The sequence below is a fragment of the Pseudomonas sp. W5-01 genome (assembly GCF_046540435.1).
Taxonomy (GTDB): Bacteria; Pseudomonadota; Gammaproteobacteria; order Pseudomonadales; family Pseudomonadaceae; genus Aquipseudomonas; species Aquipseudomonas graminis_B.
This window is the reverse complement of the sequence record NZ_JAXCIP010000005.1, coordinates 25,998-50,708: the sequence shown is the minus strand read 5'-3', so window position 1 is coordinate 50,708 and position 24,711 is coordinate 25,998. Positions and strand designations below refer to the sequence as shown.

Sequence of the window (24,711 nt, the reverse complement as noted above, 5' to 3'; positions counted from 1 at the left end):
ATGTCCTGCCGATAAACCACCGAGGCCTGCGTGCTTTAAGAGTGGTGGTGGGGCTATGTCGCTGTTCTTGCGGGATACAACTATAAATTGGGGGCAACAATAAGATGACTACGAGCACTGCTCTGGGCGGTACTGCCGCTCAGCCTGCGTTCTTGTCCAAAGAGCGCATTATCGCCAAGCGCGGTTTCAACCGTTGGCTGGTTCCGCCAGCTGCATTGGCAATCCACTTGTGTATCGGCATGGCCTACGGCTTCTCGGTGTTCTGGCTGCCGCTGTCCAAGGCAATCGGCATCAAGACCGCTGTCGCCTGCCCGGCTGACATGGGTTTCTTCGAGCAAGTCATTTCGTCCAGCTGTGATTGGCCGATCTCCATGCTCGGCTGGATCTATACCCTGTTCTTCATTTTCCTGGGTTGCTCCGCAGCGATCTGGGGCGGCTGGCTGGAACACGCAGGCCCGCGCAAGGCCGGTGTTGTATCGGCACTGTGCTGGTGTGGTGGTCTGCTGATCTCGGCGCTGGGCGTTTATACGCACCAGATCTGGCTGATGTGGATCGGCTCGGGCGTGATCGGCGGTATCGGTCTGGGCCTGGGTTATATCTCGCCGGTCTCGACGCTGATCAAGTGGTTCCCGGACAAGCGCGGCATGGCGACCGGCATGGCGATCATGGGTTTCGGCGGTGGCGCGATGGTTGGCGCTCCGCTGGCAACCGCACTGATGAGCCACTTCGCCACGCCTGACAGCGTCGGTGTCTGGCAGAGCTTCGCGGTGATGGCGGTGATTTACTTCGTCTTCATGATCGGCGGTGCACTGTCCTATCGCGTTCCGCCGACCGGCTGGAAACCTGAAGGCTGGACCGCTCCTGCGAAGAAAGCCAACAGCGCGATGATCACCAACCGTCACGTGCACGTCAGCGTTGCGTGGAAGACTCCGCAGTTCCGTCTGGTCTGGCTGGTCCTGTGCCTGAACGTTTCGGCAGGCATTGGCATCCTCGGCATGGCTTCGCCCCTGCTGCAGGAAGTGTTCGGCGGCAAACTGCTGGGCAACGATCAGCCTTTCGGGCAGTTGGATGCCTCGCAACTGGCGGCCATCGCGGCCATCGCAGCCGGCTTCACCGGTCTGCTGAGCCTGTTCAACATCGGCGGACGTTTCTTCTGGGCATCGTTCTCGGACTACATTGGCCGTAAAGCCACCTACTTCGTGTTCTTCGCGCTGGGCTTTTTGCTCTACGCATCGGTACCGACACTGGGTCACCTGGGCAGCGTTGCGCTGTTCGTGGCGGCGTTCTGCGTCGTGCTGTCGATGTACGGCGGTGGTTTCGCAACCGTTCCGGCGTACCTGGCCGACCTGTTCGGTACGCAAATGGTCGGCGCGATCCACGGTCGTCTGCTGACCGCCTGGGCTGCCGCTGGCGTGCTCGGTCCGGTGCTGGTGAACTACCTGCGTGAGTATCAGCTGAGCCACGGCGTTGCACGCGCCGATGCTTACGACATCACCCTGTACATCCTCGCGGGTCTGCTGGTATTGGGCTTCATCTGCAACCTGCTGGTGCGTCCGGTGGCCGACAAGTACTTCATGACTGACGAGCAATTGAAGGCTGAGCAAGCTTTCGGTCACGATGTCGGCGCCGATCACAGCACTTCGCTGGAATGGAAAGCCGATCCAAGCACCAAGCCACTGGCGATTCTGGCCTGGCTGGCAGTGGGCATTCCGTTGGCGTGGGGCGTGTGGATCACTCTGCAGAAGACTGCGGTGTTGTTTCACTAAAAGCTGATCGAGGCAGCCTGAGATGTATCAGGCTGACCTGAAACCTGTGGGCGCGACCGGGGTGGCGATCCACCTTGCTCGCGAAGACGGTCTAACAGTCGACAGAGATGTTGAACGTCAGGGTCTATTCGCGAGCAAGCTCGCTCCCACATTTTTTTTTGCCTGAATGTATTCGCTTGTACACACATGTCTATCGCATGCGGCCGGCATTTCCCTCGGTCCGGCATTGCTCGCTTCATGTTTCTGTTTCCCCGCCACACGCCTATAATGGCCGCCTTTTCGCCCAATGATTTAGCGGAGCTGGTGATGGCCGAACGTATGGTGTTCGTCGAGCGCGACACCCTGGAAACCCAGATCAAAGCCTCGATCAACCTGGATGGCACCGGAAAGTCCCGATTTGATATCGGCGTTCCTTTTCTTGAACACATGCTCGACCAGATCGCCCGTCACGGGCTCATCGATCTGGACATCGAATGCAAAGGCGACCTGCATATCGACGATCACCACACCGTGGAAGATGTCGGCATCACGCTGGGTCAGGCGTTCAGCAAAGCCATCGGCGACAAAAAGGGCATCCGTCGCTACGGCCACGCCTACGTCCCGCTGGATGAAGCGCTGTCGCGCGTGGTCATCGACTTCTCCGGTCGGCCTGGCCTGCAGATGCACGTCCCGTACACCCGCGCCACCGTCGGCGGCTTCGATGTTGACCTGTTCCAGGAGTTCTTCCAGGGCTTCGTCAACCACGCCAATGTCACGCTGCACATCGACAACCTGCGCGGCCACAACACACACCACCAGATCGAAACCGTCTTCAAGGCGTTCGGCCGTGCATTGCGCATGGCAGTGGAGCTTGATGACCGCATGGCTGGCCAGATGCCGTCTACCAAAGGCGTGCTGTAATGCAGACCGTCGCTGTTATCGACTATGGCATGGGCAATCTGCACTCGGTGGCCAAGGCGCTGGAGCACGTTGGCGCCGGTCGAGTGCTGATCACCAGCGACGCCGACGTCATCCGTGAAGCCGACCGTGTCGTGTTTCCCGGGGTCGGCGCGATTCGCGACTGCATGGCTGAAATCCGTCGCCTGGGCTTCGATGCCCTGGTGCGTGAAGTCAGTCAGGACCGTCCGTTTCTCGGCATCTGCGTGGGCATGCAGGCGCTGATGGAGCGCAGCGAAGAGAGTGGCGGCGTCGATTGCATCGGCGTATTGCCCGGTCAGGTGCGCTTTTTCGGCAAGGATCTTCACGAAGACGGCCAGCATCTGAAAGTCCCGCACATGGGCTGGAACGAGGTGGCGCAGGCCGTGGATCATCCGCTCTGGGCCAACATTCCGGACATGGCGCGGTTCTATTTCGTACACAGTTACTACATCGAATCGCCCAACCCGCAGCAGATTGTCGGACGTGGCCATTATGGTCATGACTTCGCCGCTGCCTTGGCCGATGGCTCACGTTTCGCCGTGCAATTCCACCCCGAGAAGAGCCATACCCATGGCCTGCAGTTACTGCAGAACTTCGCGGCGTGGGACGGCAGCCGGTAATGAGCAAGAAGACCAAACCGCCGATCCTGACCCTCACTCCCGAGCAGGAGAGCGAGGCGTGCCACACGATCAAGCGGTTCATGGAAGACCGTTTCGAGCTGGACCTGGGTTCGTTCGAGGCGGCTGAGATTCTGGAATTGTTCACCCGCGAGATCGCACCGCATTACTACAACCGGGCGATCTTCGATGTTCAGACGCACCTCAAGGAGCGTTTCGAAAGCATCGAAAGCGACCTGTGGGCGTTGGAGAAGAGCAGCTAGAAGCGTCAAGCCTCAAGCTGCAAGAATTAGTAGAGATGCGACTTGCAGCTTATGGCGTGCGGTTCGCGGCTTTTAGACGAAGGAAAAGCTGATGCTCATTATTCCCGCGATCGACCTTAAAGACGGCGCATGTGTACGTCTGCGCCAGGGTCGGATGGAAGATTCCACGGTGTTCTCCGATGATCCGGTGAGCATGGCTGCCAAGTGGGTCGAGGGCGGTTGCCGTCGCTTGCACCTGGTTGACCTGAACGGCGCATTCGAAGGCCAGCCGGTCAATGGTGATGTCGTGACCGCGATTGCCCGCCGTTACCCGAACCTGCCGATCCAGATCGGCGGCGGTATCCGCTCGCTGGACACCATCGAGCACTACGTCAAAGCCGGCGTAAGTTACGTGATCATCGGCACCAAGGCGGTCAAGGACCCTGACTTCGTCGCCGAAGCCTGCCGCGCGTTCCCGGGCAAAGTGATCGTGGGCCTGGATGCCAAAGACGGCTTCGTCGCCACCGACGGCTGGGCTGAAGTCAGCACCGTGCAGGTGATCGACCTGGCCAAGCGCTTTGAAGCAGACGGCGTCTCGGCCATCGTTTATACCGACATCGCCAAAGACGGCATGATGCAGGGCTGCAATGTCCCGTTCACCGCCGCGCTGGCTGCCGCGACCCGCATTCCGGTGATCGCTTCGGGCGGCATTCATAACCTGGGCGACATCAAGGCGCTGCTCGACGCAAAAGCACCGGGCATCATCGGCGCAATCACCGGCCGTGCGATCTATGAAGGCACGCTGGATGTGGCCGAGGCTCAGGCGTTTTGTGACAGCTACGCAGTCAGCTCCGAGCAGTAAGCTTCAAGCTGCAAGCTGACCTCGATCCGCTTCTACTTGCAGCCTAAAGCTTGAAGCTTGCCACTTAAGGACTAACCATGGCCCTCGCCAAACGCATCATCCCTTGCCTGGACGTCGACAACGGCCGCGTGGTCAAGGGCGTGAAGTTCGAGAACATCCGCGACGCCGGTGATCCGGTCGAGATCGCCCGGCGTTATGACGAGCAGGGTGCCGATGAGATTACCTTCCTCGACATCACCGCCAGCGTCGACGGCCGCGACACCACGCTGCACACCGTCGAGCGCATGGCCAGTCAGGTGTTCATCCCACTGACCGTGGGTGGCGGCGTGCGCACGGTGCAGGACATCCGCAATCTGCTCAACGCCGGTGCCGACAAGGTCTCGATCAATACCGCTGCGGTGTTCAACCCCGAGTTCGTCGGTGAAGCTGCTGCGCGGTTCGGTTCGCAGTGCATCGTCGTGGCCATCGACGCCAAGAAGGTTTCGCTGCCCGGCGAAACACCACGCTGGGAAATCTTCACTCACGGCGGTCGCAAGCCGACCGGCTTGGACGCGGTGATGTGGGCGAAGAAGATGGAAGACCTCGGTGCCGGCGAAATCCTGCTGACCAGCATGGACCAGGACGGCATGAAGAGCGGCTTCGACCTGGGCGTGACCCGGGCGATCAGCGATGCCCTCGGCATCCCGGTCATTGCTTCCGGTGGCGTCGGCAATCTGCAGCATCTGGCAGATGGCGTGCTGGAAGGTCATGCCAGCGCGGTGCTGGCGGCGAGCATTTTCCACTTTGGCGAATACACCGTGCCAGAGGCCAAGGCGTTCATGGCCAGGCAAGGGATTGTGGTTCGCTGACCCTGATGCGCTGGCTGACCATAGCCTGGTCAGCCAGCGCCACTTCCGTGATCCAGCTTACCCGGCGACTCTCCGATCAGGGCAGCAACAGATCGGTGCGCGGCGACGATGCCTGACTGGCCATGTCGTAGGCCTTGGAGCACAGCTTCATCGGTGATGGTGTCGCCTCGATGATCATCACCTCGTCGAATTCAGGTCTGTATCCCTGCGGGTCATCGCACTGCACCGTGTCAGCCGGGCCGGATTTGAACGTGTACACCCAAAGCGTCGGGTTGGAGTAGTACGGCATCACTTTGTAGCCGCCATCGGCCATGTGCTCGATGGTCAGTTCCGGCATTCGGGTCGGACCCGGCGGCGCGATTTCCATTGCCACAATCACCGGCTTGTTCATCATCTCTTGCGCGGGTCGCTGGTCAGGGGAGTCCACACCGATGATGCACAGAAAATACAGGCCGGCCTCCGGGCCTACGCGATCATCGATCAACGCCTGCGTGGCGCCCTGGGCGTTGCTGTAGTGATGCGGGCTTTCACATTCCGTCGGCGTGCGAACGGCTTTGTAGCGGTAGAGAGGGGTGTCCAGCGAGAACGGCCACGACCACGTGGGCAAAACGGTACGGCCCTGATCGTCGAGGGTTACCCGGCTATAGGGGTTTGGCGAGTAGCTCGCCCCCAATGTCATCTTGAGCGTCGATTGCAACGTGCATTCAATGTCCAGCGGGTTGAATACGCCTTGGCTGAAGCAGGTCTTGAGGCCCAGCGCCGGGCTGGAATAAGAGGTGTCTGGGGATAGCACCGGTACCCCGTTGTTGATCTCGCAGGGCGCGTTCGGCTGGCAGCGATTTTCCTCTTTGACGCCCTTCGTGGACGTGCTGAGTACGCCAACGATCTGATTGGAAACCCGGTCCAGGACGGGGCTCCCCGAACTTCCCGGCGCCACACCCTGACAGCGATGTTTATGAAATCCGCGGAAGACATACACATCCTCCAGCAGGTCCGCGCTACCTTCCAGTGGGCATGCCGACAGGCGTAATGCAGGTGCGTCTTCGTGGCCTGAAGGGACGCCGACGATCACCAGATTCACGCCGTTGCCAGGTGCATGGGTACTGATGCTCAGTGGCTCGATGCCTTTGTCGAGCAGCGACTGCAGCGATGTGTCCAGCTCGATAATGGCCAGGTCTGCACCACGTGTGGTCGCTCGCACCAGTCTTTTCAACCGGGAACGCTCGGTGTTTTGCAGGTTGCCCAGGAAGTAATCGAAATCGATATGGCCATCCAAAGGGATGTCGCTCGAGATATTCATGGCATCCTGACTCACGCAATGGCCACTGGTGAGGATGTAAGCAGGCCCTGATGCAACCGGACTGCCGTTGCGTGAATCAATCAAGGACGCGCTGCAATGGATGTCGGGCCTCTCTTTGCTGGGTTGCAGACGGCCTACCGCCCTCCATGGGGCGTGACGGTTTTGCGCGTTATCGAGAGGGATGGCCGCCGAGTCATTCTCCAGTCCCTGGCCATAATCGTTTGCCTGGGTAACGCCTGCGCCCATGAGGCTGATGAGCGCGACGCTGCACACAGCATGTGTGAGATTTTTCATTGAATACCTGTCTGGTCTGTTGGCGCCCGCGTCTGGTGCGGGCGGTTGGAAAGAGGCCGTCAGGTAGTCAGATAAAATGCGCTCGGGTCACATACATATTTATGGCTTCAGCGACAAAGCACGGCTGCCGGCCGAAGCCTCTGGACAACGGTGCGGAGGGCCTGCACCCTGTGCGAAGTCATGGATAGAGATGAGTCAAATGCTGAGAATTTCAGCTTTTCTTTTTGCGCTGTTCGGTTGTGTTGCAAGCGCAGTGATTCATGCAGAAGAGCTGAACGGCTCTGCTGGCGGAAGCACGCGGGCGGACACCTCGTTTGTCCTGCTGACAGAGAACTTCCCGCCTTACAACATGGCCACGGACGGGAAAAACTTCGCCCAGGAAAGCAACATCAAGGGCATCGCCGTCGAGGTGGTGCGCGAGACCTTCAAGCGCGCCGGTATCGGCTACAACCTGACCCTGCGTTTCCCCTGGGATCGCATCTACAAACTGGCGATGGAAAATCCCGGCTACGGCGTGTTCGTGACCGCGCGATTGCCCGAGCGCGAAAAGCTCTTCAAGTGGGTCGGACCGATCGGCCCGGACGACTGGATTCTGCTGGCGCGGGCTGACAGCCCAATCCAGCTGAGCACGCTTGAAGCCGCGCGGTCTTATCGAATCGGCGCCTACAAGGGCGACGCCATTGCGATGGAGCTTGCGCGTCAGGGCATGAAGCCGATCACGGTGCTCAGCGACAAGGACAACGCCCGGAAGCTGGTCGACGGTCAGCTCGACCTGTGGGCCACCGGCGATCCGGCGGGCCGCTACCTGGCGCGGCAGGAAGGCATCACGGGATTGAAAACCGTGCTGCGCTTCAACAGCGCCGAACTGTTCCTGGCATTGAACAAAGACACCCCGGATGCAGTAGTCCAGCGGCTGCAACGTGCGCTGGATCAGCTGCGCAAGGAAGGTGTGGTCGATTCGATTTTCGCCGAATATCTCTAAGGACTGCCAGCACCTCTGGCGAAGCGCCTTCGGCCTAGCGATAACGCCCGTTCTTGCCATGGCCGGCCATCGCCTCATTTCCGCGCTCAGTGACCATGTGGCGGATCTCGATCAGCTCTATACCTTGGGATTTAAGCTTGGGCAGCTCGCGCTCAAGCACGTCGAGCGTCACCGGATAGGGGTGGCCGATCATCACGGCCGAGCCCTGCTTGTGCGCCAGTTTGATCGCCGTCTGGAGCTGGCCGCTAATGGCCTCTGCGGTGCGCTCGTCGTCCAGGAAGACGTCGCGGGACACGCTGGCGAGACCGATCTTCTGCGCCTCGGCAGCGGCAACGGTTTTGGCGCTGGTGCGGCTGTCGACCAGAAACAGATGGCGGCGCTGCAACTCCCCTACCAGCCAGCCCATGGCCACCGGCTCTGCCGTCATGCGGCTGCCCATGTGGTTGTTGATGCCAGCGGCAAAAGGGACTTTCAGCAGCGCTGCGTTCAGACGCGATTCGAGTTCGGGGAGTGGCAGTTCGGGATGCCAGGCGTACGGCCCGGTCGCGGGGTCCATGGGCATGTGCAGCATGACGGTCTTGCCAGCCTTGTGCGCCTGACGGGCAAACTCGGTGGCGTGGGGCGTGTCAGGCATGATTGCCAGCGTCACGGGGCCGGGAAGGGCCAGCGCGCGGCTGTCCCGATCAGGGTTCTGTCCGAGATCGTCGATGATCAAACTGAGATAGGCGACCTTCGGCGCTTTGCCGAAGGTAGCTGAGGACTCGGCGGGCGCCGCATGTGCAGCACCCGTTGTGAAGGCAAGGGCGCAGATCAGCCCGGTCAACCAGACGCGCATCTCAGTTGCCGCGCGTGACACTCAAACCCTTGAGCAAGCTGAGGGCCTGGTTCATCTGGTAGTCATCGTCCTGCGGACGCGCCTTGCCAGCCTTCGCCTTGGTGGTCGGCTTGTCCGCGCCGCCGTTGCCGTTGCCCAGGTGGCCGAGCAGATCAGCCTCTTTGTAGTTGTCGCCATCGGCTTCGGCGGTGAGCTTGGCGCGTTTGACTTCGATGTCCGGGTTGATCCCCTGCGCCTGAATCGAGCGACCGTTAGGCGTGTAATACAGCGCGGTGGTGATCTTCAGCGCACGGTCGTTGGCCAGCGGCAGAACGGTCTGCACCGAGCCTTTGCCGAACGTATCGGTACCCATCAGGATGCCGCGCTTCTGGTCTTGCAACGCGCCGGCGACGATTTCAGACGCCGAGGCGCTGCCGCCGTTGATCAGCACAACCAGAGGCACGCCCTCGCTGGCGTCGGCCGGGTCTGCCGAGAAGCGCAGTTCGGAATTGGCGATGCGGCCTTTGGTGTAGACGATCAGGCCCTTGGTCAGGAAGTGGTCAGCCACTTCAACTGCCGCCTGCAACACACCGCCCGGGTTGTTGCGCAGGTCGAGGATCAGGCCGCTCATCTTCTTGCCGTTGTCTTTGCGCAGCTTGGCCAGTGCCTTGCCGACTTCTTCACCCGTTTTGACTTGGAATTGGGTGATGCGGATATAGCCGTAACCCGGCTCCAGCATCTGCGCTTTCACGCTTTTGACCTGGATGGTGGCGCGCGCCAGTGTCACGTCGAACGGATTGCCGCCGTCACGCACCAGCGTCAGGGTGATTTTCTCGCCCAGCTTGCCGCGCATCTTGTCCACGGCTTCCTGCATCGTCTGGCCCTGGGTCGGCGTGCCGTTGATCTTCACGATCAAGTCTCCAGCCTCGATACCAGCCTTGGACGCAGGGGTGTCATCGATGGGGGAGACGACTTTTACAAAGCCGTCTTCGACGCCCACTTCGATACCCAGCCCGCCGAACTCGCCGCTGGTGCTTTCCTGCAGCTCCTGGAAGTCTTCCGGGCCCAGATAAGCGGAGTGCGGGTCGAGGTTGCTGAGCATGCCCTTGATGGCGTTTTCCAGCAGAGTCTTGTCATCAACGGGCTCGACGTAAGCCGCTTTGATCCGGTCCATGACCTCGGCGAAAGTGCGCAGCTCGTCGAGCGGCAGCGGCGCCTTGATATTCGCGGCGTTGGCGGGCGCAGTGGCGGCAGGCACAGCAGCCGGGGTGGCGCCGGCAGCCTGGGCCAGAGGAGCGCCGATAACCACGGCGATAGTCAGGGCCAGCGAGGTGAGGCGGGACGAAAACAGCATGTCTTACGAACTCCTGAGTGAGGTGTCGACTTATCCTTGAGTGCGACACCATTGGGCCGGATCACTGGGGCGACCCTGCTGACGAATAGCGAAATACAACGCCGGAGTGTCCTGACCGCCACCACTGTTACCGACAGTGGAGATCGCTTCTCCGGCTTTTACGACGTCACCGGCCTCTTTCAACAGGCTCTGGTTGTGACCGTACAGACTCAAATAACCATTGCCGTGGTCGAGGATGACCAGAAGCCCGGCGCCGCGCAACCAGTCGGCGAAGACCACCCGACCACCGTGCACCGCGCGGACCTGGCTGCCTGCAGCCGCACTGATCAACACACCGTCCCACTTGGTGCGCTCGTCATCGCCACGGCTTTCGCCGAATCGCGCCAACAATCGACCATCGACGGGCCAAGGAAGTTTTCCCCTTGCTTGCTCAAAAGCGCCGCCGTAAGACTGACCGGCACTGGAAACCATCGCGCCGGGCGCCTTGGTCGGGCGCCGAGGGGCCACATCGCTGTCGTCCTTCGCGTCGTCTTTCGCGCGGTTTTTCGCCAGCGCTTCCTGCTCGCGTTGCCGTTTCTCGGCTTCTTGCTGCGCCAACAGCGCTTTCTGACGCGCCTCTTCGGCTTCGCGGGCCTGACGGGCAAGGGTTTCTTCAATGGTCTTGAGGACCTTGGTCAGGTCGGCCTGATCCTGCTGCCGCGACTGCAGCTTCTGGTCGCGGGCTTTGTAATCCTGATTCAGCTTGGCCAGCGCCACTTGACGTTCCTGGCGTACGGTCTCGAGCTGGGCCTTCTGGTCATCCAGCGAACTCTTCTGCACCAGAAGCTGCGCTTGCTGCAGGTCGATGTCTTTCTCGACGCCGGCCAGCTGGCGCAGGGTTTCGTTGAAGCTGCGCAACTGCTCCAGGCGGGCCTTGCTCAGGTAATCGTAATAGGTGAGGGTGCGGGCAAATTTTTCGGGGTTCTGCTGATTGAGCAGCAGTTTGAGGTATTCCTGGCGGCCGCTCTGATAAGCAGCGCGGGCCTGGATGGCGATCAATCGTTGTTGTTCAACGCGTGCGCTCTGGAGTTTTTTTTTCTCCTGGTCGAGCCGTTGCAGCTCGCTTTCACTCTTTTTTAGTTCCTTTTGCAGGGCCTCCACCTGCTTTTCCAGCTTGCCCATCTCGGTTTCAGTGGAGCGCAGGTCTTTCTGGACCCCGGACTTTTCTTCTTGCAACTGGCCCAGCGCTTTCTTCAGTTCGGTGATGTCCTGACGCGTGGCATCCAGCTGTTTCTGCGTTTGTGCGCGATCATCGTCGGCGAAGGCCGGATTGAGCAGACAAATCAAGGCGAGGGTGATCAGGGCGCGAAGCATGAGGTTGGGCGATACCAGGAGTAAAGACGGGCCTAGTATGCCCGGCGGTGGCTGCAAAAAAAACGCTCGGACGACGTGGCCGTCAGACATTTCATACAAAACCGGCCCGCCAGCGACTGGCGGGCCGGTTCAAGAGGCTTACTTGGCGACCAGAATCGGGGTGCCGGTCATCTCTTGCGGGATTTCCATGCCGAGCAGCATCAGCATGGTCGGTGCCACGTCGGCCAACACGCCGCCTTCGCGCACCTTCAGGTCACGCTTGCCTACATAAACGAAAGGCACCGGCTCAGTGGTGTGAGCAGTGTGAGGCTGATGGGTCTCCTCGTTGGTCATCTGTTCGACGTTGCCGTGGTCGGCCGTGATCAGCGCTTCGCCGCCGACTTTTTCCAGCGCCTGGGTGATGCGCCCGACGCAGACGTCCAGGCACTCGACTGCCTTGACCGCTGCTTCCATGATCCCGCTGTGGCCAACCATGTCGCCGTTGGCGTAGTTGACGACGATCACGTCGTAACGCTGATGCTCGATGGCGTCGACGATTCGGTCGGTGACTTCCGGCGCGCTCATTTCCGGCTGCAGGTCGTAGGTCGCGACTTTCGGGGACGGGATCAGGATGCGTTCTTCGCCGGGGAAGGGTTCTTCACGGCCGCCCGAGAAAAAGAACGTCACGTGGGCGTACTTCTCGGTTTCGGCGATGCGCAGCTGCGTCTTGCCGTTGTTCGAGAGGTATTCGCCGAGCACGTTGTGCAGGCCGGCTTTTTCGAACGCCGCGGGTGCGTCGATGTTGGCGGCGTACTTGGTCAGCGTCACGAAGCCGGCCAGTCTGGCCTGACGACGACGGGCGAAGTCTGCGAAATCGTCTTCGACAAACACACGGGTCAATTCGCGGGCACGGTCGGAGCGGAAGTTCATGAACACCACCGCGTCGCCGTCCTCCACTGTCACCGGCGCGCCAATGCGGGTGGCTTTGACGAATTCGTCGTTTTCGCCGCGCTCATAGGCAGCGTCCAGCGCGGCCTTGGCGGTGTCGGCGTGGAATTCCGACGTGCCGTCAACGATCAGGTTATAGGCCGACTCGACACGGTCCCAGCGATTGTCGCGGTCCATGGCGAAGTAGCGGCCGATGATCGTGGCGGTGCGACCTTTGCCCAGGCGCGCGTAAGCGGCTTCCATGGTGGCGAGGTATTGATGGGCGCTGCGCGGTGGCGTGTCGCGGCCATCGAGGAAGGCGTGCAGGTAGATTTTGTCGGCGCCGCGCTGGGCAGCCAGCTCAACCATCGCCACCAGGTGATCTTCATGGCTGTGAACGCCGCCGTCGGACAACAGGCCGAGGATGTGTACGGCCTTGCCAGCGCCCACGGCCTGATCGACGGCTTTGCAGATGGCGGGATTTTCGAAGAACTCGCCGTCGCGGATCGCTTTGGTCACGCGGGTGAAGTCCTGATACACCACTCGGCCGGCGCCCAGGTTCATGTGGCCGACTTCGGAGTTGCCCATCTGCCCGTCAGGCAGACCGACATCCATGCCGGACCCGGAGATCAAGCCGTTTGGCATGGTCTGGTACAAGCGATCGAAGACCGGCATCTTCGCTGCGTAGACCGCATTGCCGTGGTGGCTGTCGCTGTGACCGAAGCCGTCCAGGATGATCAGAACCAAAGGTTTAGGCGTGGTAGTCATGAATCCCACTCTTGGCTAATAGGTGAAGTAGAAAAAAGATCGACAGTTTAGGGACAAGTTCAAATCAGCGACAAGCTAAACGGAGTGACTGCCGTACGGGCTTTGGCCCACCTTGGGGGCTGTGTATACTGGCCGACATTTTAACGCCCTGGAACCTGATGATGGTTGCTCACCTGATTGAATTTGCCACGAATCACTATTTGCTGACGGGTGCTTTCGTCATCCTGCTGGGCCTGCTGATCGCAACGGAGCTTAGCAAAGGTGGCCGCAGCCTGAGCACCGGTGAACTGACCGCCATGGTCAACCGCGATAAAGCCGTTGTTATCGACGTGCGCGCCAAGAAAGACTTCACGGCTGGCCACATCGTCGGTGCCGTGAATTTCCCTCAGGACAAAATCCTGACCCGCACTGCGGAGCTGGAGAAATTCAAGCCTAAAACCCTCATTATCGTTGATGCCGCTGGCCAGCACGCCGGCCACACTGCCCGTGAGCTGCTGAAAGCGGGCTTCAACGCCGCCAAGCTGTCCGGTGGTGTCTCATCATGGCGCGGCGACAACCTGCCGTTGGTGAAGTGACATGACCGACGTCGTCGTCTACTCCAGCGATTACTGCCCATATTGCTCCCGCGCCAAGTCGCTGCTGGCGGGCAAGGGCGTCGGCTTCCAAGAGATCAAGGTCGACGGCAAGCCACAGATTCGCGCTGAAATGACCAAAAAATCCGGGCGTACCTCGGTTCCGCAGATCTGGATCGGCTCGGTCCATGTGGGCGGTTGCGACGACCTGTTCGCCCTGGAGCGCGCCGGCAAGCTGGATAAGCTGCTGAGCGCCTGAATTCGAGCCGGGGTGTGGAAGCGATGGTTCGTCGCACAGCCCGGAAGCCTACAAGACCTCAATGTAAGGATTTGAGATGACTGATCAACCGAATAACGGCGCCATTTCCAACGAAGAAGAAGCACCGCAGTTTTCCCTGCAGCGCATCTATGTTCGCGACCTGTCGTTCGAAGCGCCAAAAAGCCCGGCGATCTTCCGTCAGGAATGGACCCCGAGCGTCAGCCTGGACCTGAACACCCGCCAGAAGCAGCTGGAAAATGACTTCTACGAAGTCGTGCTGACCCTGTCAGTCGAAGTGAAGAACGGCGAAGAAATCGCCTTCATCGCTGAAGTGCAGCAAGCCGGTATCTTCCTGATCAAGGGCCTGGATGCCAGCTCGATGAGCCACACCCTGGGCGCGTTCTGCCCGAACATCCTTTTCCCGTACGCTCGCGAAACCATCGACAGCCTGGTTGTCCGTGGCTCGTTCCCTGCGCTGATGCTGGCCCCGGTGAACTTCGACGCCCTGTATGCGCAAGAACTGCAACGCATGCAGGAAAGCGGCGAAACGCCAACGCCTACCGTTCAGTAAGCGTTGTCGCTGCAATGAAAAGCGCCCGTGAGGGCGCTTTTTTGTGGGCGTCTGTTCTGGGCTGGATGACGACGGCCTAGTTATCTATTTACCGGTATTCTCAGGTATTCGAATTAATTACCACGGTGTTTCCAGGTTTCTGGCTAGTCGCAATTACAGTTGACTTGTTTATTTCGATTTGGTCTTTAAGAACGCTTGTATTGTTGATGACCTCTTTTACTATTAGGCAGGGCACGATTTTCTGCCCTTTCCTAACAGTCACATGGATGAGTGGTTATGAACAGTGAGAAAGATGGCGCAGTTGATGCAGACGTGGAGGGGTGCAGTAATCCAGTTTTTCAGTTCTATACAAATACTGGCTATGTTAACTATCAAAGTTTACAGGAAGGAAAGCTAAGTTTTGGCTGGTCGAAGAGTGACTGGTTGGTTAATCATCCTCGAGGAAAAGTGAGCGTTGAGTTCCGTACACGCGCAAGCGGCAGCTTTTCTAGCGCCGCTGCTGGGTTCCAGAACGAAAACACAGATACAGCAACGAGTGTGCTCACCCAGGATATTGCACTTGAGCTCAGCAAAGAGGCGACTACCCCATTGATCAACGGATATATAACCTTCAACTCCAAGGTGCAGGGGGAGGAGGGTTATAAGGCTTACTCGGAAGAGAGGGTGCTATTCTTGATTGACGATCAACTGCCCGCGCTGAGCTGCGACAATATCGTTGCTGATAAAGCGGAGTTTGATCTTGATGCGACGCCTTCCGAGGATCTGGTTTTTAGACAGGCAACGCCTGATGGTAGATCAGGTACTGTGGCCCCAGTGGTGGTTTTCGGTAGTACGACTTTGTCGGTGATGCCCGTGGCTTTCAATGAGAAGTATGGAAGGATCCGGGGAGCGTTAAACATCACAATGGCTAAGAGATATTTGCGCTACTGGGTAGGTGAGGAAGTATTCGTTGGGTGCAAGTGGAGTTTTGGGCAAGGGAGCAAATACAAAGAGTACTATTCCGAAATGCAGAAGTTGAAAGTTACAGGCACCCCGGCCTGAGTGTTTATAGCTATCGTGCCGGCCCCCGGTGTTAGCCGGGGGCTTTAGCATTTACCGGAACCCCAACTGCCGCCAGCCCTCATACACCGCAACCGCGACAGTATTCGACAGATTCAGACTGCGGCAGCCTTCGCGCATCGGCAGGCGCAGGCGTTGATCGCTCGACAGCGGATCCAGCACCTCCGGTGGCAGGCCTCGGCTTTCCGGGCCGAAGAGAAAGGCATCACCCTCCTCAAATTGCGCATCGTGGAAAACCCGTGAGCCCTTTGTGGTAAAAGCGAACAACCGCGGATGGCCGATGCTTTCAAGGCAGCTCGGCAGGTCAGCGTGACGATGCAGCGTGGCGTATTCGTGGTAATCAAGGCCGGCTCGACGCAGGCGCTTGTCATCCAGCTCGAAGCCCAGCGGCTCGATCAAATGCAGGCTGCAGCCGCTGTTGGCGCAGAGCCTGATGATGTTGCCGGTATTCGGCGGAATTTCTGGTTGAAAAAGGATCACGTGAAACATGCACGGCTCCGAACGAAAGGACGGGATGCATTCTACCCCTGAAGAAGACCCCAGACCGAAGCTGTGGCCCAAGTTTCTGGGCTCGGTGGCGATCGTCGGCGTCATGGTCGGGCTGATGATCGGCCGCGTGACGACCCCGGACCCCATTCAGCTGCAAAGCATCGAAGTGTTACCCAGCGGCGTTGCCGTGTGGTTCAACCGCGAGCCGCAGCTCCACGGTGAACACATCGATGGCGCGGTGGCGTTGCTGTTCAACGCCCAGGGTCAGCCGCAGAAGGGCGAACTGAAGCTCAACGGCAAAGACGTGCGCTGGAGGGTGCAACGAAGCGATAAGGGATTGTTGCTGAACCTGCTGGCTGCCCGTCCTCTGCACGGCGACTGGCGCGGTGCAACCCAGGACGGGCGCTGGAGACTGGAGGTCAGTCTCCGAGAGGAATAAAAGAGGGGAATCCCCGGCCTGCCTGTACCAAGGTCCCCAAAACTGGTGATGTATAACCTATTGCAGCCTGCGTGCCAGTTTTGAGAAAAGTCTGTAGGAATATTCGTAATGTCCCGCAGGCGTCGGGTTTAGGGCCTTGGAGACCGTGCCTTTTCAATGCCTGCATCGAGCTAAGGTTCGAATCGGCTTTCGGAGTTGGACGTTTGATGAGCGTTTTTGCACGCTATTCGCGCATTTACCCGTGTCGAGTGACCAAAGTGATGCACGCCCTAAATCAGCCGCAAATCTATAGCGCACTCACCGGCCTCTTCCCGGCTGAAGCCGGTCCCGCTAAAAGCATCAGCGCATCTGCCGGCCTTTTATCAGAACGGCGCATCACCCAGGATCGTCGCACGGTGCATCACACGGCGCTGCGGGCGGTAATCGTCCACCGCGTAATGCTGGGTCACGCGGTTGTCCCACATGGCCACGTCGTTTGCCTGCCAGCGCCAGCGCAGGGTGAACTCCGGTCGCGTCCCATGGGCGAACAGCAACTTCAGAATCGCCTCGCTTTCAGCAGCTCCCAGTTCATTGATCCGGGTGGTGAAACCGTCGTTCACGAACAACGCCTTGCGACCGCTGACCGGGTGCGTGCGAATGACCGGGTGCGACAGCGGCGGGTTCTTACGGCGCGTCTCCTCCCAGCGCGCGAGGTCTTCAGCCGTGTTGCCAAAACGCTCCAGCGGAAATGACCGGGTGAAGTCATGGGTCGCGGTCAAGCCGTCGAGCAAGGTCTGCATCGGCCCGGACAGCGCTTCGAACGCGGCGATGCCGCTCGCCCACAACGTATCCCCACCGTAAGCCGGCACCTGCTTGGCGCTGAGCACCGCACCCAGCGCAGGCGTTGGCAGAAAGGTGACATCGGTGTGCCAGATGGCGTTGTCGCGCACGTCGGTGACCGCGGTGTCGAGAACCAGCACTTCAGGCTGTTCCGGCACGTTCGGGTAGATCGGATGAATGTGCAGGTCACCAAAGTTGGCGGCGAAGCGCGCTTGCTGCTGCGGCGTGATCGGCTGGTCGCGGAAGAACAGCACCTGATGATCAAGCAGCGCCTGTTCGATAGCGTTGCGTTGTTCGCCGGTCAGGTCGTGGCTGAGGTCAACGCTGCTGATCTGTGCGCCCAGTGCCGGGCTGAGCGGGTGGATGTCGATGCTCATGATGGTCTCGAGTGTGCTCGTGTGTTCGGCGCCTAGGTGTCGGCGTAGTCAGTCATAAGGTTGTCGATTCAGTGGTTCTGGCCATGCCAGGGCACGAGCTTGCGTTGCAGCGCGCGCAGGCCCATTTCCAGCGCGAAAGCGATCAGCGCGATGACCAGAATCCCCAGCACTACCACGTCGGTCACCAGAAATTGCGCGGCTGACTGGACCATGAAACCCAGGCCACTGGTGGCGGCGATCAGCTCGGCGGCCACCAGCGTCGACCATCCCACGCCGAGGCCGATGCGCACGCCGGTGAGGATGTCGGGCAGGGCGCTGGGCAGAATGACGTAGCGAATGAGCTGCCAGCGGGTGGCACCCAGGGATTGAGCCGCGCGCAGTTTTGCGCTGTCGACCGTGCGCACACCGGTCGCGGTGGCAATGGCGATCGGCGCGAAGATCGCCAGATAAATCAGCAGGACTTTGGAGAATTCGCCAATGCCGCACCAGATCACGATCAACGGCAGGTAGGCCAGCGGCGGCACCGGACGATAGAACTCGATCAGCGGGTCGAAAATGCCTCGCGCGATTCGGTTGTGACCAATGGCGATGCCGATGGGGATGGCCGTCAGCACGGCGAAAAAAAGCGCCAGGCCGATGCGCTGCAAACTCGCGCCCAAGTGCTGCCAGAGCGTGGAGTCCATATAGCCCTTGGTCATCAGCAACCAGGCTTTTTCCAGCACAGCGGCGGGCGGCGGCAGAAACAGCGGTTCGACCCACTCAAAGGCTGTGACCACCCACCAGCCGCCCAGCAGGACGGCGAGGGTAAGGGCGCTGATGGTGCGCGTGCTCAGATAAAAAGAAGAGGGCTGATGGCGCGCGTTGTTTGTCGGCGCGCGGGTGAGCGCCGGCTCCGGCGATTGATAAAGACTCATGCCCGTTGCTCCCGAACGCTCTGCCGCTGGGAAAATACCCGCGCCAACACGTGCTCGCGGGTTTCGATGAAGCGTGGGTCGGACTTGATGGCGCGGGCCGATTCACCTGCGCTGTAACGCTGACCGAAGTCGAGCTTCAGGTGCTCGAAGATGTGACCGGGGTTAGGCGCAAGCAGAATCAGATCGGTCGACAGGAACACCGCTTCCTCAATGTCGTGGGTGATAAGGAAGACCGGCTTGGCGCTGCGTTGCCAGACCTGCAGCAGCAGCTCTTGCATCTGTTCACGGGTAAAGGCGTCCAGCGCGCCGAAAGGCTCGTCCATCAGCAGCACACGTGGGTCGGCCGCCAATGCGCGGGCGAGGCCCACACGTTGCTTCTGCCCGCCTGACAATTCCCAGATACGCCGCTTCTCGAAGCCGGCGAGATCGACCAGCGCCAGCATATCGCGCGCTTTGGCCTCGCGTTTTTCACGGGCGATGCCCGCCAGCTCCAGCCCGAATGCGACGTTGGCCAGTACATCCTGCCAAGGCAGCAGAGCGTCATCCTGAAACACGACGCCACGCTCGGCGCTCGGCCCGCTCATCGGCACGCCATCGAGGGTAATGCGGCCTGCGCTTGGCGCGACGAACCCGGCAATCAGGTTCAGCAACGAAGTCTTGCCGCTGCCGGATGGGCCCAGGGCAACCAGCAGTTGCTGCGGACCGAGGGTCAGGGAAATATCCGACAGCACCGGCGAGGCCGCACCGGGATACTGTGCGCTGATGCGCTCCAGTTGTAACAGGGCCATGGCATGGACTCCGCTTCTGATAGATGTGCATGAACGGCCATGGCTGTCGAAGCCGGCGCGGTACCCGGATGACGCTTGCGCTTACGGGGTGACGAACTTCGCGCTCACATAAGGGCTGTAATCGGCCAGCACGGCGTCGACCTTGCCCTGTTCCTTGAGAAACGCGGCGGTCTTGGTGATCGCGTCGGTGGTTGGCGCGCCCAGCTCACTGACCTGATCGGCCGCCAGTGGGTAGACGTTGCCCTGCAACAGGCCGGGGATGTCGCCCGGTTTGGCGCCGGACAGCTTCACCAGCTTGTCGACGTTGCTCGCGTTGGCCAGCCAGGCCGCTGGATCCTTGCGGTAGGCGGCGTAGGCGTCCAGGGTGGTTTTGGCGAAGGCTTTGACGACCTCAGGATGCTTGTCGGCGAAGTCTTTGCGCACGATCCACGCATCAAAGGTCGGCGCGCCGACCTTCGCCAGCTCGCCCGACGTGATCAGCACTTTGCCTGTCTCCTTGGCGACGCCGAGTGCCGGGTCCCAGACGTAAGTGGCGTCGATGTCACCGCGTTTCCACGCCGCCGCAATGGCCGGTGGGGCGAGGTTGAGAATGGTCACTTTTGCCGGGTCGATCTTCCAGTGCTTCAGGGCGGCGAGCAGGCTGTAGTGGCCGGTCGACACGAACGGCACGGCGATCTTCTTGCCGATCAAATCCTGTGGGCTGTTGATGCCGGAGCCATTACGCGCAACCAGCGCCTCGGCAGCGCCGATCTGGGTGGCAATCAGGAACGTCTCCACGGGTACTTTACGCGTTGCCGCTGCGGTGAGAGGGCTGGAGCCGAGATAGCCGATCTGTACGTCACCCGACGCGATCGCGGTGATCACGTCCGCCCCGTTATCGAATTTACGCCATGAAATCTTTGAGCCCGTCGCCTTTTCATAGGCGCCATCGGCCTGGGCGACCTTTGCTGGGTCCACGGTGGTCTGGTAGGCGACCGTAAAGTCGGCGGCCTGAACGAACAGCGCCGAGCCGGCGAGCGATAAGGCCGCGAGGACGCGTAGGGGCTTGAGCAGTTTCATGGTGACGCTCCGTGGCAAGGCACACCGCCTTCGAATGGCGCAGAGCGTAAATGATCTAAGAAACTCGAAATAAATAACCTTTTGGAATGTGCTTAGCGTTTATTTCCATACGGGTAGGTGTCTTCCCCCGCATGGAGTCCTTGAGAAAGCGCCTGCTGGGATGGGAGGTCATCGAATCGTCACAATTTGTAAATACGATCGCGACGCCTGTTTAAGGATGTGCTGCGGGGATGTGTGGTCGTCTTGTGAGCAGATTTAGACGGCTGATCAGCGCAATGGGTGAATGAGCGGGCTGAATGACGCGCTTTATCCATTTTTCTGCGGCGTCAGCGGAAAAGTGACGGACAGCAGGGTGACAACTGCAATGTTTGCGTCTACTGCACATGAAATCTGATTGTTTTCAGTAAGTTAGGAAGGCAGTTCTCATCCAGTTTCGCAGGCGGACCGTGACTTGCCGGTCAAGTTCCGGTTGTACGACAGCACTAAACGTATCGATCTGACGAACGGCACCGAAATATGTTTTGGGAATTAGGGATTCGGGCCGATACACTCCGCAACGGACGGCTGAAACGGCTTGTGACATATAACTGCTTGGCATAAAAGCAGGTCTAACAAGTCTTTTTGGGTTTAAAGGATTTACCTTACCTTGCAGCCAGCTGTAACGCGGTCTAGTCAATTAGTCTTGGGGCCATTGACTCGCCGAGTCAGGTCCGGCGCTAATCGCGCATCCTCGGCTTTGAGCCTTACGCTCGGGCCCGGGAACTACAAAAATTAGATTCATGAGGAGCGATACACAATGAAGAAGTCCACCCTGGCCTTGGCCGTATACGCAGGTGTCTTGGCTACTCAGGCTGGTGCAGCTGGTTTCCTGGATGACAGCAAAGCGACACTCAGTTCCCGTACCCTTTATTTCGAACAAGATCCGCGCGAGAACCCGGCTACCGGTAAAGCGCAGGATCAGCGTCAGACCGCCCAGGGTTTCCTGTTCAACTTCATCTCGGGTTACACCCCGGGCACTGTTGGTTTCGGTCTTGACGTTCAAGGCATGTACGGCATCAACCTGGGCGGCGGTATCGATAACCGCAACCCTAACGGCAGCACGGCAAACACTGTTTCCCCGACTTCTTCCGACGGTACGCCGGTGGCTGACTGGGCTCGCGCTGGCGCCAACGCCAAGGTCAAACTGTCCAAGACCGAGCTGAAAGTGGGTAACGCTCTGCAGCCTAACCTGCCGATTCTGGTCTCGAACGACGGTCGTCTGCTGCCGCAGACCTTCCAGGGTGGCATCGTTACCTCCAAGGAACTCGACGGTCTGACACTGACTGCCGGTAAGCTGACTCAGGCAGCAGGTCGTGCATCCAGCAACTACGCTGACATGTCCCTGGCCGGTGGCTACAAAGGTTCGAATAACTTCCAGTTCGCTGGCGGCGATTACAAAGTCACCAAAGACCTGACTGTTCAGTACTACTACGCGAACCTGGAAGACTACTACAAGCAGCACTTCCTGGGCCTGGTGCACATTCTGCCGATCGCGGAAGACCAATCGTTCAAGACTGACCTGCGTTACTTCCACAGCACTTCTGATGGCAAAAACGCCCACCAGGAAGTCAACAGCGGTTACCGCTTCGCCAACGGCTACAGCAAAGATGGTCAGGGCGAAGTTGATAACGACACCTGGACTGCCATGTTCACCTATACCCTGGGTGGCAACGCATTCCTGTTGGGTTACCAGTCTGTGAGCGATGACGGCGGCATGCCGATCATGAGCAACGGCAACGTCACCCGTAATAACCTCTCCAACGGTCGTAACGAAGGTGAAGGCGGTAACAGCGTTTACCTGTTCACCGACAGCATGATCACCAACTTCACCCGTGCCGGTGAGCAGACCAAGTTCGGTCAGTACTCGTACGACTTCGCACGCCTGGGCGTGCCTGGTCTGAAAGCTGCCATTGCTTATCTGTATGGCGATCAGATTCGTCTGCAGAACGCATCGCTGGGTCGTGGCTCCGAGTGGGAACGTGACATGCGCGTCGACTACGTGTTCCAGGACGGTCCTATGAAAGGCTTTGGTGTGACTCTGCGTCGCGCCAACCTGCGTTCTGACTCCGACCTCTACGCCAGCCAGCAAGACACCGACCAGACTCGTCTGATCTTCAACTACACCTACGCCTTCAAATAAGCGTGATGTGTTGAAAAGAGCCCCGCCTCGGCGGGGCTTTTTTATGCCCGAAATAATGTTATCCAGCACCAATCGTTCCTTTTGTTTTCAGATGCTGGGATGCACAGTGATTGATAACTCATTATCCAAGGAGCACGACTCAATGGGCCTTAAACTCGGCGACATCGCACCCGACTTCGAACAGAACTCCAGCGAAGGACCGATCAGGTTTCACGAATGGCTGGACGGCAAATGGGCGGTACTGTTTTCGCACCCCGCCGACTTCACGCCTGTCTGCACCACCGAGCTTGGCTTCACCGCAAAACTCAAAGACGAATTCGACAAGCGCAACGTCAAGGCGATTGCCCTGTCCGTTGACTCGGCCGAATCCCACACCAAGTGGATCGGTGACATCAACACCACACAGAACACCCTTGTGAATTTCCCGATACTGGCGGACGAAGATCGCAAGGTTTCCGAGCTTTACGACCTGATTCACCCGAATGCCAGCGAAACCCTGACCGTGCGCTCGCTGTTCGTGATCGACCCGAACAAGAAGGTCCGCCTGACCATCACCTACCCGGCCAGCACCGGGCGCAATTTTCACGAGATCCTGCGGGTGATCGATTCGCTGCAGCTGACCGACAACTACAAAGTCGCCACGCCGGCAAACTGGAAGGACGGTGAAGACGTCGTGATCGTGCCGTCGATCAAGGACGAAGCGGAGATCAAGGAGCGTTTCCCCAAAGGCTATACAGCCGTTACGCCGTACCTGCGCCTGACGCCACAGCCGAATCGCTGATACACCCGCTTTGAGCACTACACGAGGGCCGATTTATCGGCCCTTTTTTTATGCTGTGAACGCCATCCACGAAGGAATTCCCACCTATGTGGGAGTGAGCTTGCTCACGAAGGGGCCGGGGCATGCAGCCACTTTCTCTGGAGAATGAAAGTCAGTCTTCGCGAGCAAGCTCGCTCCCACAATTCCGTTCATCGCCAGAGTCCAAGCTAAATACATATATTCCTTTTGGTGCTAACCAAATGAATAAATATGATTTTAGAGAATAACAATCCCCTGTTATGGTCTCTCCGTTCTGGCGAGATTGCCGGCCATGAATCCCTTTCTGCCTTACTGGTCCGCCATCGGACGAGCAGGTGCCACCTCTTAGCTACACACCAAAGGAGCGTGCCATGGGCACCGTTATTTTGCGTCGAGGCCTGGTCGCTCTGTTTGCTGCGGCGGTTTCTTTCGGCGTCGTTACTCAGGCCCAGGCCGATACCTTGCGCATCGGTTACCAGAAATACGGCAAGCTGGTGCTGCTCAAGGCCAAAGGCTCGCTCGAGAAAAAACTCGCCGATCAAGGCGTGCAAGTCCAGTGGACCGAATTTCCCGGTGGCCCGCAGTTGCTTGAAGGCCTGAACGTGGGCTCGATCGACTTCGGTGTGACGGGCGAAACCCCGCCCGTGTTTGCCCAAGCCGCTGGCGCTGATCTGCTGTATGTCGCCTCCGAACCGCCAGCGCCGACCAGCGAAGCGATTCTGGTGCCCAAGGATTCGCCGATCTCTTCGGTCAAAGACCTCAAGGGCAAGAAAGTCGTTCTCAATAAGGGCTCGAACGTGCATTACCTGCTGGTGCGCGCGCTGGAAGAAGCCGGCTTGAAGTACACCGATATCCAGACCGTTTTCCTGCCGCCCGCCGATGCCCGTGCCGCTTTCGAGCGTGGCAGCGTCGATGCCTGGGTGATCTGGGATCCGTACCAGGCCGCCGCCGAACAGCAATTGCAGGCGAGAACCCTGCGCGACGGCAAAGGCATCGTCGACAACAACCAGTTCTACCTGGCGACCAAACCCTATGCGCAGCAGCACCCCAAGGTGATCCAGACCCTGGTGGAAGAAGTGCGCGCTGTCGGCGAATGGTCCAAGGCCAACCCGGAAGAGGTCACCAAACAGGTCGCGCCGCTGCTCGGCCTGCCAGAAGACATCACCCGCCTGTCGGTGAAGCGTCAGGGCTATGGGGCGTTGTTCATCACGCCTGAAACCGTCGCTGCGCAACAGAAAATCGCCGACACCTTCTACCAGCTCAAGCTGATCCCTAAACCATTGCGCATTGCTGATGTGATCTGGACGCCACCCGCTGCTGTCGCGAAAGCCCAGTAAGCCCGGCATTGGAAGGAGACAACTCC

General features: G+C 59.4%; 25 protein-coding genes. 15 read left to right on the top strand and 10 right to left on the bottom strand.

The window, feature by feature from the left end; genetic code table 11:
* The first annotated feature begins 104 nt into the window (after positions 1 to 104).
* The 6 genes from SLW75_RS16880 to hisF all read left to right on the top strand — a co-directional run bounded on the left by SLW75_RS16880 (position 105) and on the right by hisF (position 5,253).
* Entirely contained in the window at positions 105 to 1,766 is a 1,662-nt protein-coding gene (locus SLW75_RS16880) for an OFA family MFS transporter (RefSeq protein ID WP_065987389.1), read from the top strand.
* A gap of 306 nt (positions 1,767 to 2,072) precedes the next feature.
* A complete protein-coding gene (gene hisB, locus SLW75_RS16875; RefSeq protein ID WP_065987388.1) occupies positions 2,073 to 2,666 on the top strand; it encodes an imidazoleglycerol-phosphate dehydratase HisB in 594 nt (197 codons plus the stop codon).
* Positions 2,666 to 3,304, top strand: coding sequence for an imidazole glycerol phosphate synthase subunit HisH (hisH, locus tag SLW75_RS16870; RefSeq protein WP_065987387.1), 639 nt, complete (start codon positions 2,666 to 2,668; stop codon positions 3,302 to 3,304). The genes hisB and hisH overlap by 1 nt, the downstream gene beginning before the upstream one ends.
* Entirely contained in the window at positions 3,304 to 3,564 is a 261-nt protein-coding gene (locus SLW75_RS16865) for a DUF2164 domain-containing protein (RefSeq protein ID WP_037016295.1), read from the top strand. The genes hisH and SLW75_RS16865 overlap by 1 nt, the downstream gene beginning before the upstream one ends.
* Positions 3,565 to 3,655: 91 nt before the next feature.
* The gene (gene hisA, locus SLW75_RS16860) at positions 3,656 to 4,405 is read left to right on the top strand and encodes a 1-(5-phosphoribosyl)-5-[(5-phosphoribosylamino)methylideneamino]imidazole-4-carboxamide isomerase (protein WP_192130810.1); all 750 of its coding nucleotides are present in this window, start codon (positions 3,656 to 3,658) and stop codon (positions 4,403 to 4,405) included.
* A gap of 77 nt (positions 4,406 to 4,482) precedes the next feature.
* Positions 4,483 to 5,253, top strand: coding sequence for an imidazole glycerol phosphate synthase subunit HisF (gene hisF, locus SLW75_RS16855; RefSeq protein ID WP_065987385.1), 771 nt, complete (start codon positions 4,483 to 4,485; stop codon positions 5,251 to 5,253).
* A 76-nt stretch (positions 5,254 to 5,329) separates the two neighbouring features.
* Here the strand turns inward: hisF and SLW75_RS16850 are convergent, their stop codons facing one another.
* Positions 5,330 to 6,847, bottom strand: coding sequence for a trypsin-like serine peptidase (locus tag SLW75_RS16850; RefSeq protein WP_410934976.1), 1,518 nt, complete (start codon positions 6,845 to 6,847; stop codon positions 5,330 to 5,332).
* Positions 6,848 to 7,046: 199 nt separating this feature from the next.
* Here SLW75_RS16850 and SLW75_RS16845 point away from each other — a divergent pair, with 199 nt between their 5' ends.
* Positions 7,047 to 7,829 (top strand): substrate-binding periplasmic protein, encoded by a 783-nt coding sequence (locus tag SLW75_RS16845; protein ID WP_065987513.1) that lies wholly within the window; start codon positions 7,047 to 7,049, stop codon positions 7,827 to 7,829.
* A gap of 34 nt (positions 7,830 to 7,863) precedes the next feature.
* On the opposite strand, the gene SLW75_RS16840 is transcribed toward SLW75_RS16845, so the two are convergent.
* From SLW75_RS16840 to gpmI, 4 genes are all read right to left on the bottom strand, one after another.
* Positions 7,864 to 8,664, bottom strand: a complete 801-nt coding sequence (locus SLW75_RS16840; RefSeq protein WP_410934975.1) for a divergent polysaccharide deacetylase family protein — start codon at positions 8,662 to 8,664, stop codon at positions 7,864 to 7,866.
* Position 8,665: 1 nt separating this feature from the next.
* Positions 8,666 to 9,997, bottom strand: a complete 1,332-nt coding sequence (locus SLW75_RS16835) for a S41 family peptidase (protein WP_065987381.1) — start codon at positions 9,995 to 9,997, stop codon at positions 8,666 to 8,668.
* Between the two features lie 30 nt (positions 9,998 to 10,027).
* Positions 10,028 to 11,350 carry a murein hydrolase activator EnvC family protein gene (locus tag SLW75_RS16830; protein ID WP_410934974.1) on the bottom strand — a complete coding sequence of 441 codons (1,323 nt, stop codon included), beginning with the start codon at positions 11,348 to 11,350 and terminating at the stop codon, positions 10,028 to 10,030.
* Between the two features lie 138 nt (positions 11,351 to 11,488).
* Positions 11,489 to 13,024 (bottom strand): 2,3-bisphosphoglycerate-independent phosphoglycerate mutase, encoded by a 1,536-nt coding sequence (gpmI, locus tag SLW75_RS16825; protein WP_065987379.1) that lies wholly within the window; start codon positions 13,022 to 13,024, stop codon positions 11,489 to 11,491.
* Between the two features lie 161 nt (positions 13,025 to 13,185).
* On the opposite strand from gpmI, the gene SLW75_RS16820 reads away from it, so the two are divergent.
* From SLW75_RS16820 to SLW75_RS16805, 4 genes are all read left to right on the top strand, one after another.
* A complete protein-coding gene (locus SLW75_RS16820) occupies positions 13,186 to 13,599 on the top strand; it encodes a rhodanese-like domain-containing protein (RefSeq protein WP_410935179.1) in 414 nt (137 codons plus the stop codon).
* A gap of 1 nt (position 13,600) precedes the next feature.
* A complete protein-coding gene (gene grxC, locus SLW75_RS16815) occupies positions 13,601 to 13,855 on the top strand; it encodes a glutaredoxin 3 (RefSeq protein ID WP_065987377.1) in 255 nt (84 codons plus the stop codon).
* A gap of 76 nt (positions 13,856 to 13,931) precedes the next feature.
* Positions 13,932 to 14,426, top strand: a complete 495-nt coding sequence (gene secB, locus SLW75_RS16810; RefSeq protein ID WP_065987376.1) for a protein-export chaperone SecB — start codon at positions 13,932 to 13,934, stop codon at positions 14,424 to 14,426.
* A 276-nt stretch (positions 14,427 to 14,702) separates the two neighbouring features.
* Positions 14,703 to 15,467, top strand: a complete 765-nt coding sequence (locus SLW75_RS16805) for a hypothetical protein (protein WP_410934973.1) — start codon at positions 14,703 to 14,705, stop codon at positions 15,465 to 15,467.
* Positions 15,468 to 15,518: 51 nt separating this feature from the next.
* On the opposite strand, the gene SLW75_RS16800 is transcribed toward SLW75_RS16805, so the two are convergent.
* A complete protein-coding gene (locus SLW75_RS16800) occupies positions 15,519 to 15,974 on the bottom strand; it encodes a tRNA (cytidine(34)-2'-O)-methyltransferase (protein ID WP_065987374.1) in 456 nt (151 codons plus the stop codon).
* Between SLW75_RS16800 and SLW75_RS16795 the strand changes: the two genes are divergently transcribed.
* A complete protein-coding gene (locus SLW75_RS16795) occupies positions 15,973 to 16,413 on the top strand; it encodes a hypothetical protein (RefSeq protein ID WP_192130818.1) in 441 nt (146 codons plus the stop codon). The two genes, SLW75_RS16800 and SLW75_RS16795, sit on opposite strands and share 2 nt — an antisense overlap.
* A gap of 362 nt (positions 16,414 to 16,775) precedes the next feature.
* Here the strand turns inward: SLW75_RS16795 and tauD are convergent, their stop codons facing one another.
* From tauD to tauA, 4 genes are all read right to left on the bottom strand, one after another.
* A complete protein-coding gene (gene tauD / locus SLW75_RS16790; protein WP_410934972.1) occupies positions 16,776 to 17,609 on the bottom strand; it encodes a taurine dioxygenase in 834 nt (277 codons plus the stop codon).
* A gap of 68 nt (positions 17,610 to 17,677) precedes the next feature.
* On the bottom strand, positions 17,678 to 18,523 hold the full coding sequence (gene tauC, locus SLW75_RS16785) for a taurine ABC transporter permease TauC (protein ID WP_410934971.1): 846 nt from the start codon (positions 18,521 to 18,523) through the stop codon (positions 17,678 to 17,680).
* On the bottom strand, positions 18,520 to 19,311 hold the full coding sequence (tauB, locus tag SLW75_RS16780) for a taurine ABC transporter ATP-binding subunit (protein ID WP_410934970.1): 792 nt from the start codon (positions 19,309 to 19,311) through the stop codon (positions 18,520 to 18,522). The genes tauC and tauB overlap by 4 nt, the downstream gene beginning before the upstream one ends.
* 81 nt (positions 19,312 to 19,392) lie before the next feature.
* Positions 19,393 to 20,370 (bottom strand): taurine ABC transporter substrate-binding protein, encoded by a 978-nt coding sequence (tauA, locus tag SLW75_RS16775; protein ID WP_410928170.1) that lies wholly within the window; start codon positions 20,368 to 20,370, stop codon positions 19,393 to 19,395.
* Between the two features lie 796 nt (positions 20,371 to 21,166).
* Here tauA and SLW75_RS16770 point away from each other — a divergent pair.
* The 3 genes from SLW75_RS16770 to SLW75_RS16760 all read left to right on the top strand — a co-directional run bounded on the left by SLW75_RS16770 (position 21,167) and on the right by SLW75_RS16760 (position 24,685).
* Positions 21,167 to 22,549 (top strand): OprD family porin, encoded by a 1,383-nt coding sequence (locus tag SLW75_RS16770; RefSeq protein WP_065987368.1) that lies wholly within the window; start codon positions 21,167 to 21,169, stop codon positions 22,547 to 22,549.
* Between the two features lie 142 nt (positions 22,550 to 22,691).
* Positions 22,692 to 23,330, top strand: coding sequence for a peroxiredoxin (locus SLW75_RS16765; protein ID WP_065987367.1), 639 nt, complete (start codon positions 22,692 to 22,694; stop codon positions 23,328 to 23,330).
* Between the two features lie 389 nt (positions 23,331 to 23,719).
* Positions 23,720 to 24,685, top strand: a complete 966-nt coding sequence (locus SLW75_RS16760) for a sulfonate ABC transporter substrate-binding protein (RefSeq protein ID WP_410934969.1) — start codon at positions 23,720 to 23,722, stop codon at positions 24,683 to 24,685.
* Positions 24,686 to 24,711: the final 26 nt, after the last annotated feature.